Source organism: Sporosarcina sp. YIM B06819 (assembly GCF_033485175.1).
Classification (GTDB): domain Bacteria; phylum Bacillota; class Bacilli; order Bacillales_A; family Planococcaceae; genus Sporosarcina.
Genome location: NZ_JAWLIQ010000012.1, coordinates 25,010 through 40,588, shown reverse-complemented (window position 1 = coordinate 40,588; position 15,579 = coordinate 25,010). Strand labels below are relative to the sequence as shown.

The following is a 15,579-nucleotide window of genomic DNA, read 5'->3' as shown; positions in this document are numbered from 1 at the left end:
ATGAAAATGCACCGTTATGAAGAATTATGGCTCATCATAAGTGGCGGCATGTTGGTTATCTTCATGTTAATCACGGGATATCAAACATTCGCACTAGGCATGGGGCCACCCAGCCATAAAGAAACGCTAGATCCACAAAAAGTTGACCAAACAGCGCCATTCGATAACCCTGGTGTTTTCGATCGAGGCAACAATGAATATGAAGTAATCATGACGCTACAAACATTCGGCTTTACACCAAGTAATATCGAAGTACCTGCGGGTGCAAATGTAACCTTCACAATGACTTCAAAAGATGTTGTTCACGGGTTCCAAGTAGTGGGCACCAACTTGAATGCAATGGTTATGCCAGGATATGTTCAAAAAATCACACAAAAATTTGATAAGCCTGGCGAATATTTAGTGTTATGTAATGAGTATTGCGGAATCGGTCACCAGATGATGAGTACAACAATTACGGTGAAATAAAGGAGGGAAGGAAAATGGCAACTGCACAATTACTAAAACAAAAAACGAATAAGATATTGGGCGTTAATGCTCAGGATGCAAAGTTATCGAAATCATATATGGTTGTAGCGTTTTTAGCATTACTAATAGGTGGATTTTTGGGATTGTTACAAGGCCTCGAACGCGGAGGGGTTATCCAATTACCATCATGGTTTACTTATTACCAAGTGCTGACAGCACACGGTGTGCTACTTGTTCTAGTACTAACAGCGTTCTTTACAATTGGTTACTTTTATGCAGGGCTGTCCCATACGATGGGGGGACTTCTTCCAAAAGTGAGAACAATGGGTTGGATTGGCTTCTGGATGAAAATCGTGGGATTTGTCATTGCAGTTATACCGATTCTGCTAAATAAAGCAACAGTGCTCTATACTTTCTATCCGCCAATGGCTGCTTCACCATTCTTCTATATTGGGCTAGCGTTCATTGTATTGGGTGTCTGGGTTTGTGCATTTGGAGCATTTATCAACGTAGCGACTTGGCGAAAGAACAATCCAGGACAAAGTATTCCAATTCTGGCATTCTTCGCAACAGGTGTATTCGTACTATTATTCTTCGGAAGTATCGGTGTCACAATTGAAGTCGTCATGCTGATTTTCTGGTCAGCTGGCTTCCTGGAAACAATTAACGTCATGGTCAGCCGTACACTGTTTTGGGCTTTCGGTCATACGCTAGTAAACATTTGGTATATGACAGCTGTATCTGCTTGGTATGTCATAGTGCCGAAAGTAATTGGTGGTAGACGCTTTAGTGATACGTTAACACGTATCGTCGTCATTATGCTGGTGATTACAAACATCCCTGGTGGATTTCACCACCAAATTGTTGACCCGGGAATGGCAGAAACATTGAAATTCTTACACGTCTTTATGAGTTTATCAATCGGTTTACCATCTCTTATGACAGCGTTCGCGATGTTTTCAGTGTTTGAACGCACAGGTAGAAGAAAAGGTGGCAAAGGGCTACTCGGTTGGTATAAAAAATTACCATGGGGCGATGTTCGCTTCCTCGCACCGATGATTGCGATGATTGCTTTCATTCCAGCAGGAGCGGGTGGTATCGCTCAAACAACGAACCAATTGAACCAAGTTGTTCACAATACATTATGGGTAGTTGGACACTTCCACTTAACAGTTGGAACATCGGTCATTCTAACATTCTTCGGAATTAGTTATTGGTTAGTTCCTTACTTATCCAAACGTGTGTTAACACCGAAGATGAACAAAGTAGGGGTTATCCAGACGATCATTTGGACAGTGGGTATGTTGTTCATGTCAGGTTCCATGCACTGGGTTGGCTTACTAGGCTCACCACGTCGAACTTCTTACACAACGTATGGAGACAATGCGACAGCACTAGGTTGGGACCCATACATGTTCTTACTTGCTATCGGTGGAACACTATTAATCGTCGGTGTTGTCATCCAAGTGTACGCAGTTTTCCATATGATGTTCCTGGCACCAAAAGGCGTAACAGAATTCCCTATTGCTGACCCAGAGGAAAACGAAACAAAAACACCACTTTGGACAGATCGTTGGGGATTATGGATTATCATCATGCTATTAGTCGTATCAATGGGTTATGTCGTTCCGTTAGTGGACTTAATTGTAAATGCACCACCAGGTTCGCCGCCAATTAAAACGTGGTAACGAACTAAACGGAGAGATAGCCTATAGTAAAGGCTATCTCTTTCTGTCTATAAAATCATGAGGAAGTGATGACTTGTGAAGAACAAACGACATAATTTATTAGCAACAATTATCGTTCTACTCTTTGGCTTTGTGCTATTTTATGTAGGGACCGATCAGTTCAGTGCATTTACTGCGGAAACGGCAAGGGTGAATAAGTTGGTAGAGGAAAAGCCGCAATTTCCTAAAGTGACGTTTGAGGATAGTCAAAAACGCAAGTATTCGATTGATGAGTTTGAGGGGAAATATGTTTTCATTACATTTATCTATTCCATGTGTACGACGGTTTGTATTGATTTGGAGATGAATATGGATCAGGTCTATGATTTAATCCCAAAGGAGTATATGGGAAAAGACATTCAATTTTTGAGTATTAGTTTCGATCCAGAACGGGATGATCCGGAAAGATTGGACGATTACAAAAATATGTTTACAAACGGTGATGGGGAACTATGGAGGATGGCAAGAATAGAAAATCAGGAGGAGCTAGAATTCCTATTGGATGAGTTTGGTGTCATCGTTATTCCTGACGAGTATGGAAATTTTGCACATAATTCAGCGTTTTACTTAGTAGATAGACAAGGTACTTTAGTGGAGGTTTTGGATTATAAGAAGATTGATGAAGCGGCTAATACTGTTATTAGTATTCTCGATGAAGAAGCGGGTGTATAGGTATGAAACAATTTATATATGGATTCGTACTCTATATTTTCTTAGTTCTTCCGCCTGTCGCAAATGTCTTGGAGTCCATCATGATTATTCATATGCATATGCAAATGCCTTTGTTAGTAGTGACGGGATTTCTAATGGCCAAGTTTTTGCAACAAAAATTCCCGCGCTTTTTTGATAAATGGAATGGTAATGGCGTGCCAGGTATCCTATTATTTTCAATCATTTGGCTGTATTGGATGATGCCCAGAACAATGGATGAGGCATTGACTGTGCAGCATGTCGAGTTATTTAAGTTTATCAGTCTGCCGTTTTTGGCGGGTATCCCATTACGAGATAGTTGGAAAAAAATTAGTTTGCTGCTAAAAAAGATCTTTTTTATTAGCTTTACTGTGATTTTTTTAGGCATGGGGATGTTGTATATTATGGCGCCTATTCAATTATGTAATAATTATTTACTCATTGAACAAATTGCACTTGGCTGGGGATTTTTAACGACAGCCTTTTGTATGATTATTTACTTATTCTATTTCCGTTTTACGGATAAACCTGCGCAGGAAGTATAGCGAATAGGAAGAAGCTGATTGTCTTGGGCGATCAGTTTTTTTGCGATGAGCTTGTGTTGAATCAAGTTAACTTTCTATTGAATAGGTTGTTCTGCTCGTATATAATAAAAATAACTATCTTAAATATTCGGATAATTAGGATTAGTCAGTGGTGTAATTGTAAGAACACTATGCGAGGGGGAATTATTGTGAAGAAAACAGGTCGTTTTTTGTTACTCGGAGTTCTTTTCGTCAGTTTAAGTGTTATCTTATTTGGATGTGGGACAAAGAATTCAGGTTCGTCAACGGATGTAGGGGAAGGCAAAAATGAAGGAGCTCGTAAACTAGTAGTCGGCACTGACGCAACGTATGCGCCTATGGAATCGATGGATGAAAAAGGTAATATTGTCGGGATTGACATTGATATTGTGAAAGCGATTGCAGAGGCGGCAGGCTTTGAAGTGGAGTTTAAAAACATAGGATGGGAACCATTATTTCCAGCAGTAGACAATAGTGAAGTGGATTTTGCGGTTTCTTCTATTACGATTACGGAAGATCGAAAGAAAACATATGACTTTACAAATCCTTATTTTAGTGCGAATCAACTTATTCTTGTGCCAGAAGATTCTTCAATTGAGAATTTTGCGGATTTAAAGGATAAGCGTGTAGCTGTTCAAATTAATACAACAGGCCATATCGTCACAAAGGGCTTATTGGGGGATACAAGCTCTAAAATTGTGGCAGCAGAAACGATGCCATTGGCGATTAGTGAAATGATTAACGGTAATGCGGATGCTGCTGTAGGGGATAATGCCGTAATTATCGACTACAAAGCTAATAATCCGAAAGTACAATTGAAAACAATTGAAGATGCAAGTTTTGAAAAAGAGTTTTATGGCCTAATGGTCAAAAAAGGGAATAAAGAAGTTGTCGACTTATTAAATAAAGGAATTCAAATCATAAAAGATAATGGGAAATTGAAAGAAATCACTGGCTTTGATATAGAGTAAAGAACTCTCTACATCAAGCTGTGATAGGGGAGTGGTCGATTTGGATTTCTTAGATATACGCTGGGATATGTGGGGGATAATTTGGAACTATCGTGAATTATTTATTCGCGGGATTGGTATTACAGTATCACTCACACTAATTAGTTACCTATTAGGGCTTATCTTAGGGTTATTCGTCGGTATGGGGAAGCTGTCGAAGAGAAAGTGGATTTACTACCCTTGTAAATACTATGTAGACTTCTTCCGTGGGACGCCGCTGTTAGTGCAAATCTTATTAATTCATACAGCGTTGATTCCGGGGATTTTCGGCCATTCCTTAGGGTATTTTACATCTGGTGTTATTGCGCTTAGTCTAAATAGTGCTGCTTATAATGCGGAAATTATTCGTGCCGGTATTCAGTCGATTGAAAAAGGCCAAATGGAAGCTGCGAGATCACTTGGGATGACAACAGTGATTGCGATGAAAAATATTATTTTGCCACAAGCTTTTCGACGAATGGTTCCACCACTGGGCAATGAACTGATTGCCTTGTTAAAAGACTCATCATTATTGATGGTCATCGCTGCAAATGATATATTGTTTGCAGGTAAAGTTGTTGCTGGAGCTACGCTGCGATTTTGGGAGCCGTATATTATGGTAGCAATTCTTTATTTATGTCTAACATTTATACTAGGAAAAGTTATTTCGTATGTGGAAAGACGATTCAGTAATAGTTATATTCCGATGCAACGAAGAAGCCTCCTTTTCTTCTCGTTGCGGCGTTCTTAAAGTAGGAAGGTGAATAGATGATCAAGGTCCAAGGGTTAGTGAAATCATTTGGCAAGTTGGAAGTCTTAAAGGGCATTGATTATGAAGTGAAGGAAAAGGAAATTATTTGTGTTATTGGGCCAAGTGGTTCAGGGAAAAGTACTTTTTTACGCTGCATTAATCTGTTGGAAGAGATTACGGCTGGGGAAGTTTTTATTGACGGCGTGAAGGTCAATGATCCCAAAACAGATATTAATGAGATTCGCAAAGAAGTGGGGATGGTGTTTCAGCAGTTTAACCTATTTCCACATATGCGCGTCATAGATAATATTACGATTGCCCCGAAAAAAATACGGAAAATGGCTGCGGCGGATGCGGAGAATTTGGCGCATCAGTTACTGGAGAAAGTAGGGCTTGCGGATAAAGCAAATGCCTATCCTGAGCAATTATCGGGTGGTCAAATGCAGCGAGTTGCGATTGCCAGGGCATTGGCGATGCAGCCAAAGATTATGCTGTTCGATGAGCCAACATCAGCACTTGATCCAGAGATGGTTAATGAAGTGTTAGATGTGATGAAGCAGCTGGCGCATGAAGGTATGACGATGGTTGTTGTCACGCATGAAATGGGCTTTGCCAAAGAGATGGGTGACCGCGTGTTATTCATGGACGGTGGTTATTTAGTAGAAGAAGGAACGCCCGACCAAGTGTTTAATGCACCGAAAAATGAGCGGACGAAAGCATTTTTGAGCAAGGTACTGTGAATTGCAAAAGCCATACTATTTCAAAGTGATTTGAGATGGGATGGCTTTTGTTGTTTATCTGGAGATATAAGGACAAACAAGACGATAGATGGTGTGTAAGTATGGGTATGGTACTATTAAAGGATATAAATAATGCAGGGTGGTTGCTGGGATGAAAAAATGGACGAGCGAAGTTGAAATTAATGCACCGATTGAGAAGGTATGGCAGTTGTTTGACGGGTCTTTAGAAAATATGCAAAAAATTATGCCGCAAGTCGTTGGAAATAAACCGATATCAATAACAGATGAAGTGGTTGGCAGTATATATTTGCAAGAATATAAAGAAGGTAAACGTGTGATGAAATACGAGGTAGAAACGTTGGAATATGGTAATTCGTTAGATGTGAAAAAGATGAAGGTTGGTTTTACACTGGCCAATATGTTTGATATTACAGCGAGCTATCAATTGGTCAAAATCGACGAGTTCAGAACAGCGTTTACGTATACAACGACAAATCGCCCATTAAAATGGTTTGTGAAATTATTTTTACTGTTTGGCACTGATAAAGTCGTGGTTGAATTTGTACAACGCGTAAAAATGGTTGCTGAAAGTGACAACTAAAGTAATGTAATTAACAAAAGCCATTCTATCTGGGGTGGAATGGCTTTTTTACGTCATAGTACAGACCAATGCACTTGATTAGTGATATAAGTAAATCTTCATATCATCATTGCTATCGAGTGTGGCGAGTAAAATATCCCGTGCATCCACGTTGAAAATTAAAAATTGGTTTTCCAACCATGCAGGGTCTTTGCCCGACTGTTGTAATGCATTGTAGTCAATTTTGCCTTCTTTAATAATTGTTGTTGGAAATGAAAATGGTTTTTTGACCAATTGCATATCCTCCGGGGTCAATGCTTGGAGTTGAGGCGATAGGAAAAATGAGATGGTGCCATCGGGTTCCCATTGTGCAAGAGCAACCTGATGAACGGCCTCGATTTTCTCTTTGCGTAGTTCTGATAACACATGATCGATGGTGATCCTTGCCTTTGCTAAATTCCCATAAATAATTTTCCCATTTATGATTAACGGATAAGGGGAATGATCAAACCAATTTCTGAATGTGTTCCATTTTAAACTAGAAAAAACGAAAGCAATATATAAAATAATCAGTGTCGTCGTAGTGATTAAGGAGCCTTTCATTCCTAATCGCTCGTCAGATAATGGTTGCGCGAGAATATTGCCGAGTATTAAAGCAATGGTGAAATCGATGAGTCGTAACTGCGAAATCGAACGTGCTCCCATCATTTTGGTTGCAATGACGAGGAATAAAAACGAAATGATTGCTCGCGAAATCCATTGGATAGCTGTCAGCGTTTCTTGTCTATAAAAAAATCCATCTATCCTCACATCCTTACTAATCGTTGAAATTCAATCAATTATTAGTATTTCCGATAAGCTGATAATTATGTGATGAATGTGGGAGATGATTCCAAGTGATAGATTATTGATGTGAAAAAAAACTTTCGCCACGTATGGCATCCTGTACATTCGAGAAGAACTATTGCAAGAAGAGAAGATGACTTGCTAATTTATGCTATACATAAAGATATTGAATTGTATAAGTAGGATTCGAGGTTTCCCGACAAGAGTGGAAAAGAAAGAAGGTTAAATAATGATTCGGACGATGGGATTGACAGATAAAGAAGAACTAATTTTTGACTTTCCATTGGCTGAACTAACGACCCGTTCATGGCAGTGGTACTGGGTGGATTTTGATCAGCCAGATGCAAATGAAGAAATAATGTTGCATTCGGTTTTCCATTTTCATCCGCTTGCTATCGAAGACTGCCTGCATCAATTACAACGACCGAAGCTGGATTACTATGATGATTATGCTTTTTTTGTCCTGCATTCTCTATGTCATGACGATTTAGCAGCTGAAGAGTTGAATTTGTTTCTTGGCAAAAACTTTGTTGTGACGTTTCATTATGAGGATATTCAGGAATTGAAGCAAGTACGCGAAAAGATCTTGCACAATACGAAAAAGTGGGATCGGGATCATGTATTTACTGCCTATCAAATCATTGATCAGGTCGTCGATCACTATTTTCCCATTCTTTATAAAATTGAAGACCATTTGAATGAAATCGAAGATCAGCTGTCGCCAACGACCGTCCATTTGTCGATGGATTATGTCTTTGAGGTTCGCAGTGACTTGCTGCGTTTACGACGTACAATTTTCCCTATGCGAGAGCTGTTATATCGAATGCTTTATTCGGAGCGATTACAGCTAACTTCTCATGAACATGCATACTTTACAGATATTTATGACCACTTATTACGGTTAGGAGAAATCATTGAATCGAATCGGGAACTAACAGCTGATATAAGGGATAGCCAACTATCCATCAATTCGAATCGAATGAACAGTATTATGATGACATTGACAATCATTTCGTCCATCTTTATCCCGCTCACATTTATAGTGGGCGTCTATGGGATGAATTTTGATTATATGCCAGAATTGCATTGGCGCTATGGTTATGCAATTGTCCTTGGTGTGATGCTTATGATAGGTGTAGTGATGGGGTTGTTGTTTAAAAGTAAAGGATGGTTGCGAATCTTTAAGTCTTAACCAATTTTTTAATAAAGTGCTGTAGAATAAACGCCATTGCTTCTCAAAATCAATTGGGAAGCAATGGCGTTTTAAGATAGTGGTGCCTATGGGCAAGCAGCAATCACCACTTTTTATAAGGCAAAAATTTACCGTCTAATGTGACGACAACCCGATCGCCAGCAGGATCTTCTTTTTTATCGATATCCATCGTAAAGTCAATAGCGCTCATAATGCCATCGCCAAACTTTTCATGAATCACGCCTTTAATAGTTGTACCGTATACTTGTAAAATCTCGTGGAAACGGTAGAGCAACGGATCGACTGGAACACTTTCATCCAAAGAACCTTTTAACGGAATTTGTTGCAGTGAAGTTGAAATGGATGCATCTAATTCTAGTAAGTTGACTAGCTTGTCGGCTTCTTCAGCACTCATCGTTGCCTGTCCCATAATCGCGGAGGCCGTCCAAACTGGATGGCGTCCAACCGCTTCGGCAATTGTATCGAATGTTAATCCTTTATCCCTTTTTGCTAGTAAAATCGCTTCTGTTGCCATTTCTTTTGACATATTCGTCATGGGAACTCGCTCCTTTAGTAGAGGATTTGTTACTAATAGTTTAACATTTTGACAATTAGGGAAGCTATTAATTAGAGTGGAAATACGTATTTTAAATATAGGTTTATGACGGAATTGTGTCTAACATACTGTTATGAATCTTCCGGTAGGGGAAAAATAGCTATAGACCACTTAACCCAGGGTGCCTTCATCAAATGTAGGAATGTATCTGACGGAAGTAACCTGATGTTGTTGAACTTGTAATACTTTCAAATAAAGATCCATCACAATTTTTTCTCTTAATGTGCTAAATGTTCCTTCTGGTTCAACCTTTATCGGTGAGAAGTCAAGTTCAAAGAAGTTTGCACCCAGTAGCTCACCATATGGTTGTTCATTATATTTTACAAGATTTTGGTAGAAATACTTATCTAAACGAGGATTTAGATCGTTGCAGTCATTTAGAAAATGGGCTTTGCTACTATTGGAAATTCCGATAATCGGACTAATTAAGAAATCATCAGCTGTCAATTCTGCAAATCCTGAAAACGGTACATCGGCAATTCGATCATACAGTGTCCCATTACAAGCGCTAGAAGAATATTCAATGTCTTTACGAATAAAACCTGATACAAATAATTTGGCTCTTGTTACTTCGAAGAAATCGGTCGTGCCGATACGAGCAAATCGAACAGGTACAAGTTTAACTTGTTGTAGAAACGCATTTTTTGTTACTCGTTTGATCTCTGTTGCAGCTGGAGTTAGTGAAATGTCTGACTCAACTACAATTTGAAGTTTTCGCTCCGCTAATACAACCGGTACTTTTAGAATTGGTGTAGCGGGACTTGTTACAGGTACAATATCTTCATCGAATAAAGGGATTTGTTGCTGGGCTGATACTGGACAGACAGGGGGAATAGGGTTTGGTTCACAATTATTTCTCATAAAAAATCATCTCCTAGATTTGTTTTGTAAGCTTACACTAGTACAATATGTGAGATTTACTTCCTGGCAAGGGCAAAACGACTGCAAACTAATAATTTGTCCAAGTAATAATGGAGTACGTTGATTGAAAAATAATTTGTTAGTGGTAAACTAGGTCGGATAATTCACGTGTATACTTTGTGTTTGTAATAATTGAATCGCTAATTCCAGTGAGATTTTTTCATGTAACATCATCAATTCTGTTTCTTCATTGGAGCTGGTGTTTGTTCTAGGCATTGCGTTATACTCGATACTTTGTAAGATAAAACCTTCTATTGATAGCATGCCATTCGATGCGGTACAAGTCCCATCTCCTAAAGGTTTGGATAATTGGGTAGGTGTGAAATGACAATTTGCCAGGACGATATTTTTAGAGATTTTTTTAATCCCTATTACCTTTTCTTTAAACAAAATCTCTTCTTCGATACATATTTCAATGTTGTATTCTCCTACTACAACTGGAATCCTAATCTTTATGGAATTATCAGTACTTGCATGGGTGGATTTTTCTATTGTAGATGAAGGGTGTAGAGGAACAACTGTAGACTTGGAAATATTATATTTTTTCGGTTCATGCATATGGGGAATATTGGTTAAGTAGACGACTTCATGAATTGTAGAACTTACTAACTGGCAAGAGGGGGATTCTGGGTAATAGGTGGATGTACTTATGAACTTTGTATCTAATGGGAAACACAGTGTATTAGATGGATCTAAAAACTCAAATGTATTTTGATTGACCTCACCAAATATGGGTACATGTAAAAAGTTATCGATTTCTACCGAGGTAGAAAATGGGCTTTTTATAGTCTTACAATAAATTGTCCCAGACTGGGAGGGCTCATCTCCTTCAATATAGTTGGAATCTATTATTTTTTCCGCTTCGCATTCGTTTTGTGAATCACAATCAAGATGCATCTTATTGGATTGGACTTTCTGAACCGATCGAGCAATCTTCATCTGTTTGGATTCATTATTATTATTATCGACACGTTTATTATTTTTACTATTTTTAGATGCAGATTTATATAGTTTTTGAGGTGCTGTAGAAATAGATATAGTTTGTTGAATTTTACGTACCCCTTTAAATTCCACGTGATTAGTTCTCCGATTTTTCATTAGATTCCACTCCTCACTAAACTAATGTCCCTATTAATTTATGCTTTATTGTTGTTGATGGTCATTGGAAAAAAATATACCCATAACCGTATCCAGCAGATAATCATCGAGGTAGTACAATTGCACTGAAGGAGACGTATGAGTATGGTATTATTTTTTGCTCGCTGCATTGCTTTATGTCGGATAGAACTTTAGGGCAGTAGCAAATTTAATAGAATGACTTTAATTTAGCTAAGTTCAAACGTCTCAATCGCTTGATACTTCGGAGATTTATCCGGATGTATTACAAAAAGCGAAAATGACAGGACCCTCACTTCAATCGGCTGGACCTTCTCCTTTTGAATGACAAGGTCATCTGTCGTCTTCCGTTTTTTGGCTATGGTCACATGGGGAGTGAAGCGTTCTGAAATGGGTCGATCCAGCTGTTTGGCAACGATGTGTTCAATCTCTCTTTGTAATGAAGATAAAGCCACAGACTCTTCAACTGATAAATAAACGACGCGTGGCCCGGAAGAAGCACCGAAATAGGACAGGCCGTCTACATGCATGGGAAATGTCGAATGACAAGCAGCGATTTCTAAAAGCGCCGTTTTGACTAGTGGCAACTGTTCGTCTGGTACCGTCCCTACATAGAGCAAAGTTACATGTAAATCTTCCACATGGGGAATGACTTTATAAGCGGTCTCCAGTTGGTATTTCTGTTTAAACATTTCCACAGTATCTTTGAAAGTTGGTGGAATATTAATCCCGATAAAATAGTGCTGTTGCATATGAAATTCTCCTTTATTTTGAAAATTTTTTTAGGATAGGATAGCATATTGTTCGATATGTTGATATAATCTATATTATTAGAAAATGAATTCCGCAAAGCGCAATTAGGGAGGAATATCATTTAAGCCGTCTAATTGTGCTTATCTTGATATTCCTTTTTAAGTACCAATTGATCGGAATGAAAATAGGAAAAGGGAGATGCAACATCATGGGTAAACACAAAATTGACATTACACTAACTGAAACAAAAAAACAAAAGCCGTTATCCGATCAATTGGAATTTGGAAGAGTATTTACAGATCATATGTTTATTGCGGACTATACGGAAGGGCAAGGCTGGGGTGGACATCGAATTGTTCCCTATGCACCCATTACATTAAATCCAGCAGCTACCGTTTTTCACTACGGCCAATCTGTTTTTGAAGGGATGAAAGCTTATATTGGTGAGGATGGTAAAGTGCTACTGTTCCGTCCTGAGGAAAATATGCGTCGTATGAATCAGTCATGTAATCGCTTATGTATGCCTCAATTTACTGAACAAAGTGCCATCGAAGCATTAGAAGAACTGTTGATTGTCGATAAAGAATGGATTCCGACAGCTGAAGGTACATCTTTATACATACGACCATTTATGATGGCAACTGAACCGTATTTGGGTGTTGCACCTGCGAAAAAATATCAATTCATCATTATATTATCCCCAGTTGGATCATATTATAAGGAAGGAATCCACCCGGTTAAAATTTTGGTTGAGGATGAATATGTACGGGCGGTTGCAGGCGGAACAGGGATGGCAAAAACAGCTGGTAACTATGCTGCTGGTTTACGTGCTCAAGAAATCGCTGATCGTAAAGGCTATTCACAAGTGCTATGGTTGGACGGTGTGGAACGAAAGTATATTGAAGAAGTCGGGAGTATGAACGTCTTCTTTAAGATTAATGGCGAAGTCATTACACCCGTTTTAAATGGTAGTATTTTAGAAGGTATTACACGGAAGTCCATTATCCAATTATTAAAATATTGGGATATCCCAGTGGTCGAACGTAAAATTTCGGTTGAGGAGATTTATGAGGCGCATCGATTGGGTACGTTAGAGGAAGCTTTCGGAACAGGGACAGCAGCGGTTGTTTCTCCAATTGGCGAACTGAATTGGCGTGATGAGAAATTGGTCGTTAATAACGGCGATATCGGTAGTTTATCGGAAAAATTATATAATGAGTTAACGGGCATTCAGTACGGCAAAATAGCAGATCCATTTGGTTGGGTTGTTGAAGTTACTGAACCAGCTAAAGCACAATAGTTATTGAATGAAAAGGGTAGCCCATTGGGGGCTACCCTTTTGTTGTGCCAGTCGTTGGATGAATGGCATATAGTAAGGATGTGTTGATAGATAGGCTAAATGGAAGGGGATTGCGTGGACAAATCACCGAGAAATGACAGGCAGATTGATGCTGGAAATAGTAAGAATCAGCAGTTGGAGCAATATCGTGTAAATAACTTTGGCAAGAAAATGACGACCAATCAGGCGATGAAAGTTTCGAATGATGAGGAGTCGTTAAAAGCAGGGGTACGCGGTCCGACGTTGATGGAGGATTTTCATTTCCGTGAAAAAGTAACGCATTTTGATCATGAACGGATTCCAGAGCGCGTCGTCCATGCTAGAGGCTATGCGGCACATGGGGAATTTGAACTGTATAAATCGATGAAGGAATTTACAACAGCAGGATTTTTACAGGAACCTGGAACGATTACGCCCGTATTTACTCGATTTTCGAATGTTGTAGGAAGCTCGGGTTCGGCAGACACTGTGCGAGATGTTAAAGGATTTGCGGTGAAGTTTTATACGGAACAAGGGAATTATGATCTTGTGGGGAATAATATCCCGGTGTTTTTTATTCAGGACGGGGTGAAGTTTCCCGATCTCATTCATGCAATCAAGCCAGAACCACATAATGAAATACCACAAGCCTCCTCCGCGCATGATACGTTTTGGGATTTCGTGGCGAATAATCAGGAGTCAGCCAATATGGTCATGTGGCAAATGTCAGACCGGGCAATCGCTAAAAATTTTCGTATGATGGAAGGATTCGGCGTGCATACATTTCGTTTCGTCAATGCGCAGGGCATATCCAGATTTGTGAAGTTTCATTGGAAGCCGTTGCTAGGTGTCCATTCACTTGTATGGGATGAAGCACAAAAAATATCTGGTAAAGATCCTGACTACCAAAGACGGGATTTATGGGAATCCATTGAACACGGTAATTTTGCCGAGTATGAGCTAGGCGTCCAGATGATTAATGAAGAAGACGAATTTATGTTTGATTTTGATATTTTGGATGCAACGAAACTATGGCCAGAAGAGATTGTTCCGGTTCAGATATTTGGTAAGATGACGCTGAATCGCAATGTAGATAATGTGTTTGCAGAAACGGAGCAAGTGGCTTTTCATCCGGGGAATGTAGTTCCTGGCATTGATTTTACGAATGATCCGCTGTTGCAAGGAAGGCTGTTTTCGTATTTGGATACGCAATTAATTCGACTGGGAGGTCCGAATTTCGCCGAAATCCCCATCAATCGTCCTGTTTGTCCATTCCATAACAATCAACGCAATGGCTACAGTCGCCAGACGATTAACGTGGGGCAGGTCAGCTATCATAAAAATTCACTGGCGGATAACACACCGTCAACATCAACTGCACAAGAAGGCGGTTTCGTTCATTATGCGGAAAAAGTAGAGGGGCGTGTCATTCAGGCGCGTAGTGATTCGTTCAAGGATTTCTTTTCGCAGGCTAGGCTTTTCTGGAATAGTATGTCGCTTTGGGAGAAGCAGCATATCATTGATGCGTTCATCTTCGAGGTCGGTCATGTGAACAGTAGGAGTGTGAAACAGCAGGTCGTTGATATGTTTGCGCATGTGGATAAGGAGATGGCAACGCTCATTGCAGAGGGTGTTGGGGTGAATCCACCAACTGGTGAACAATCAACCGTCACAGCATCATCACCAGCGCTAAGTCAGGCCAATACGATACATGTTCCGCAAACCTTGAAGGTTGGTATATTAATTGGTAATGGCTTCAACGGTTCGGAAGTGAAGGCGGCCGTGAGAACGTTTAGGGATTATGGAGTCACCGTTGATATTGTTGGTGAAAAGTTAGGGACAGTACGAGGGGCAGATGGAATTAAAGTAATGGTCAATAAGACGTTTCTGACGACAGATCCGGTGTTGTTTGATGCTTTGTACGTTGTTGGCGGAACAGCAGCGAATCAAGCGAAGTTTAACTATGATATCGGGTACTTTATAGATGAAGCATTCAAGCATTATAAGCCGATTGGCTTTGCGACAACAGGTTTGCCGTTTTTTGAAGCGTCGAATGCGAAAGCGGGACCGGGGATTGTTTTTGCAACTGATAATCCTGATTTTGATCAGGAGTTTGTCAAGGCGATTGCCCAGCAACGGTTTTGGGGTAGGGAGGTTTATTAGGGAGGAATTCAGTTCAATTCTTCCCTAATAAAGCTTTTTCCGGATGTCACGGATTTTAAATGAAATGCCGCTCCAAGTAAGTATTTGGGGCGGTGTTTTTTATCCAGCAAAAGAGTCAGAAAATGATGTATACTAGACTGTATATG

General features: G+C 39.6%; 16 protein-coding genes. 11 read left to right on the top strand and 5 right to left on the bottom strand.

The window, feature by feature from the left end:
* From R2B72_RS09665 to R2B72_RS09630, 8 genes are all read left to right on the top strand, one after another.
* Entirely contained in the window at positions 1 to 468 is a 468-nt protein-coding gene (locus R2B72_RS09665; RefSeq protein WP_318616291.1) for a cytochrome c oxidase subunit II, read from the top strand.
* Positions 469 to 482: 14 nt separating this feature from the next.
* On the top strand, positions 483 to 2,156 hold the full coding sequence (locus tag R2B72_RS09660) for a cbb3-type cytochrome c oxidase subunit I (RefSeq protein WP_318616289.1): 1,674 nt from the start codon (positions 483 to 485) through the stop codon (positions 2,154 to 2,156).
* Positions 2,157 to 2,231: 75 nt separating this feature from the next.
* Entirely contained in the window at positions 2,232 to 2,867 is a 636-nt protein-coding gene (locus R2B72_RS09655; RefSeq protein WP_318616288.1) for an SCO family protein, read from the top strand.
* Between the two features lie 2 nt (positions 2,868 to 2,869).
* A complete protein-coding gene (locus R2B72_RS09650) occupies positions 2,870 to 3,430 on the top strand; it encodes a hypothetical protein (RefSeq protein ID WP_318616287.1) in 561 nt (186 codons plus the stop codon).
* Between the two features lie 188 nt (positions 3,431 to 3,618).
* Positions 3,619 to 4,419, top strand: coding sequence for a basic amino acid ABC transporter substrate-binding protein (locus R2B72_RS09645; RefSeq protein WP_318616286.1), 801 nt, complete (start codon positions 3,619 to 3,621; stop codon positions 4,417 to 4,419).
* A gap of 40 nt (positions 4,420 to 4,459) precedes the next feature.
* Complete coding sequence (locus tag R2B72_RS09640) at positions 4,460 to 5,188, top strand: amino acid ABC transporter permease (protein WP_318616285.1); 729 nt, start codon at positions 4,460 to 4,462, stop codon at positions 5,186 to 5,188.
* Between the two features lie 17 nt (positions 5,189 to 5,205).
* A complete protein-coding gene (locus tag R2B72_RS09635) occupies positions 5,206 to 5,928 on the top strand; it encodes an amino acid ABC transporter ATP-binding protein (RefSeq protein WP_318616284.1) in 723 nt (240 codons plus the stop codon).
* Between the two features lie 151 nt (positions 5,929 to 6,079).
* A complete protein-coding gene (locus R2B72_RS09630; RefSeq protein WP_318616283.1) occupies positions 6,080 to 6,529 on the top strand; it encodes an SRPBCC family protein in 450 nt (149 codons plus the stop codon).
* A 78-nt stretch (positions 6,530 to 6,607) separates the two neighbouring features.
* Here the strand turns inward: R2B72_RS09630 and R2B72_RS09625 are convergent, their stop codons facing one another.
* Positions 6,608 to 7,318 carry a DUF421 domain-containing protein gene (locus R2B72_RS09625; RefSeq protein ID WP_318616282.1) on the bottom strand — a complete coding sequence of 237 codons (711 nt, stop codon included), beginning with the start codon at positions 7,316 to 7,318 and terminating at the stop codon, positions 6,608 to 6,610.
* Between the two features lie 265 nt (positions 7,319 to 7,583).
* Here R2B72_RS09625 and corA point away from each other — a divergent pair, with 265 nt between their 5' ends.
* Complete coding sequence (gene corA / locus R2B72_RS09620) at positions 7,584 to 8,546, top strand: magnesium/cobalt transporter CorA (RefSeq protein WP_318616281.1); 963 nt, start codon at positions 7,584 to 7,586, stop codon at positions 8,544 to 8,546.
* Between the two features lie 103 nt (positions 8,547 to 8,649).
* Here corA and cynS read toward each other — a convergent pair whose 3' ends face one another.
* The 4 genes from cynS to thpR all read right to left on the bottom strand — a co-directional run bounded on the left by cynS (position 8,650) and on the right by thpR (position 11,951).
* On the bottom strand, positions 8,650 to 9,102 hold the full coding sequence (gene cynS, locus R2B72_RS09615) for a cyanase (protein ID WP_318616279.1): 453 nt from the start codon (positions 9,100 to 9,102) through the stop codon (positions 8,650 to 8,652).
* Between the two features lie 171 nt (positions 9,103 to 9,273).
* Positions 9,274 to 10,023 (bottom strand): CsxC family protein, encoded by a 750-nt coding sequence (locus R2B72_RS09610; protein WP_318616278.1) that lies wholly within the window; start codon positions 10,021 to 10,023, stop codon positions 9,274 to 9,276.
* 150 nt (positions 10,024 to 10,173) lie between these two features.
* Positions 10,174 to 11,181 carry a BC_2427 family protein gene (locus R2B72_RS09605; RefSeq protein ID WP_318616277.1) on the bottom strand — a complete coding sequence of 336 codons (1,008 nt, stop codon included), beginning with the start codon at positions 11,179 to 11,181 and terminating at the stop codon, positions 10,174 to 10,176.
* Positions 11,182 to 11,408: 227 nt separating this feature from the next.
* The gene (gene thpR, locus R2B72_RS09600; RefSeq protein WP_318616276.1) at positions 11,409 to 11,951 is read right to left on the bottom strand and encodes an RNA 2',3'-cyclic phosphodiesterase; all 543 of its coding nucleotides are present in this window, start codon (positions 11,949 to 11,951) and stop codon (positions 11,409 to 11,411) included.
* A 209-nt stretch (positions 11,952 to 12,160) separates the two neighbouring features.
* On the opposite strand from thpR, the gene R2B72_RS09595 reads away from it, so the two are divergent.
* Both R2B72_RS09595 and R2B72_RS09590 read left to right on the top strand, forming a co-directional pair.
* Entirely contained in the window at positions 12,161 to 13,252 is a 1,092-nt protein-coding gene (locus R2B72_RS09595; protein WP_318616275.1) for a branched-chain amino acid aminotransferase, read from the top strand.
* Between the two features lie 99 nt (positions 13,253 to 13,351).
* Positions 13,352 to 15,433, top strand: coding sequence for a catalase (locus R2B72_RS09590; RefSeq protein WP_318616273.1), 2,082 nt, complete (start codon positions 13,352 to 13,354; stop codon positions 15,431 to 15,433).
* Positions 15,434 to 15,579: the final 146 nt, after the last annotated feature.

Coding starts and splice junctions, on each gene's coding strand:
- R2B72_RS09665 (WP_318616291.1), top strand. CDS start 1: ATGAAAATGCACCGTTATGAAGAATTATGGCTCATCATAAGTGGCGGC.
- R2B72_RS09660 (WP_318616289.1), top strand. CDS start 483: ATGGCAACTGCACAATTACTAAAACAAAAAACGAATAAGATATTGGGC.
- R2B72_RS09650 (WP_318616287.1), top strand. CDS start 2,870: ATGAAACAATTTATATATGGATTCGTACTCTATATTTTCTTAGTTCTT.
- R2B72_RS09635 (WP_318616284.1), top strand. CDS start 5,206: ATGATCAAGGTCCAAGGGTTAGTGAAATCATTTGGCAAGTTGGAAGTC.
- R2B72_RS09630 (WP_318616283.1), top strand. CDS start 6,080: ATGAAAAAATGGACGAGCGAAGTTGAAATTAATGCACCGATTGAGAAG.
- corA (WP_318616281.1), top strand. CDS start 7,584: ATGATTCGGACGATGGGATTGACAGATAAAGAAGAACTAATTTTTGAC.
- cynS (WP_318616279.1), bottom strand. CDS start 9,102: ATGACGAATATGTCAAAAGAAATGGCAACAGAAGCGATTTTACTAGCA.
- R2B72_RS09610 (WP_318616278.1), bottom strand. CDS start 10,023: ATGAGAAATAATTGTGAACCAAACCCTATTCCCCCTGTCTGTCCAGTA.
- R2B72_RS09605 (WP_318616277.1), bottom strand. CDS start 11,181: ATGAAAAATCGGAGAACTAATCACGTGGAATTTAAAGGGGTACGTAAA.
- thpR (WP_318616276.1), bottom strand. CDS start 11,951: ATGCAACAGCACTATTTTATCGGGATTAATATTCCACCAACTTTCAAA.
- R2B72_RS09595 (WP_318616275.1), top strand. CDS start 12,161: ATGGGTAAACACAAAATTGACATTACACTAACTGAAACAAAAAAACAA.
- R2B72_RS09590 (WP_318616273.1), top strand. CDS start 13,352: ATGGAAGGGGATTGCGTGGACAAATCACCGAGAAATGACAGGCAGATT.